The 545-nt window shown below is 65.7% G+C and carries 1 protein-coding gene; it reads right to left on the reverse strand.

The window, feature by feature from the left end; genetic code table 11:
* Positions 1-545, reverse strand: a 545-nt coding sequence (locus tag DID96_RS37955; protein WP_124604422.1) for an aminotransferase class I/II-fold pyridoxal phosphate-dependent enzyme, incomplete at both ends; no start/stop codon positions are given.

A 545-nucleotide genomic window follows, 5' to 3' on the forward strand; every position in this document is an offset into this window, starting at 1 on the left:
GTCACGAACGGCTTTTCCGGATCGTTCGGGATCGCGTTCTTGTTGACCGTGATGTGCGCGGCGCCGAGCGCGGCTTCCGCGGCCTTGCCGGTGATGTTCTTCGCGCGCAGGTCGACCAGCATCACGTGGCTTTCGGTGCGGCCCGACACGATGCGCAGGCCGCGCTTGACCAGCGTTTCCGCCAGCACGCGCGCGTTATCGACCACCTTCTGCTGGTATGCCTTGAATTCCGGCGACAGCGCTTCCTTGAACGCGACCGCCTTCGCGGCGATCACGTGCATCAGCGGACCGCCCTGGATGCCCGGGAAGATCGCCGAGTTGATCTGCTTCTCGTACTCGGCCTTCATCAGGATCACGCCGCCGCGCGGGCCGCGCAGGCTCTTGTGCGTGGTGGTCGTGACGAAATCGGCGTGCGGCACCGGGTTCGGGTAGACGCCCGCGGCGATCAGGCCCGCGTAGTGCGCCATGTCGACCATCAGGTACGCGCCGACCGACTTCGCGATCTTCGCGAGACGCTCGAAATCGATCTTCAGCGCGAACGCCGA

The sequence above is a fragment of the Burkholderia sp. Bp8963 genome (assembly GCF_003854275.1).
Taxonomy (GTDB): domain Bacteria; phylum Pseudomonadota; class Gammaproteobacteria; order Burkholderiales; family Burkholderiaceae; genus Burkholderia.